The 353-nt window shown below is 64.3% G+C and carries 1 pseudogene; it reads right to left on the bottom strand.

The window, feature by feature from the left end:
• Positions 1-353: pseudogene (locus CQ14_RS46325) on the bottom strand (NAD-dependent epimerase/dehydratase family protein); the annotation flags it as partial.

The following is a 353-nucleotide window of genomic DNA, read 5'->3' as shown; positions in this document are numbered from 1 at the left end:
TTGATGCCGGCGATCTTGGCAATCGCATAGGGCTCGTTGGTCGGCTCCAGCGGGCCCGTCAGCATGGAATCCTCGCGCAGCGGCTGCGGCGCCAGTTTTGGGTAGATGCAGGACGAGCCCAGGAACATCAGCTTCTCGGCGCCGTTGGCATGCGCCGCGTGGATCACGTTCGCAGCGATCGCCAGATTGTCGTAGAGGAATTCGGCGGGCAGCGTGTCGTTGGCGACGATGCCGCCGACCTTGGCTGCGGCCAGAAACACCACCTGCGGACGCTTGGCGGCAAACCAGGCATTGACCGCGGCCTGATCGCGCAGATCGACTTCGTTGCGCGTCGCTGTCAGCAGTTCGACGTC

The sequence above is a fragment of the Bradyrhizobium lablabi genome (assembly GCF_001440475.1).
Lineage (GTDB): Bacteria > Pseudomonadota > Alphaproteobacteria > Rhizobiales > Xanthobacteraceae > Bradyrhizobium > Bradyrhizobium lablabi.
This window is presented reverse-complemented; position numbering and strand designations above follow the sequence as displayed.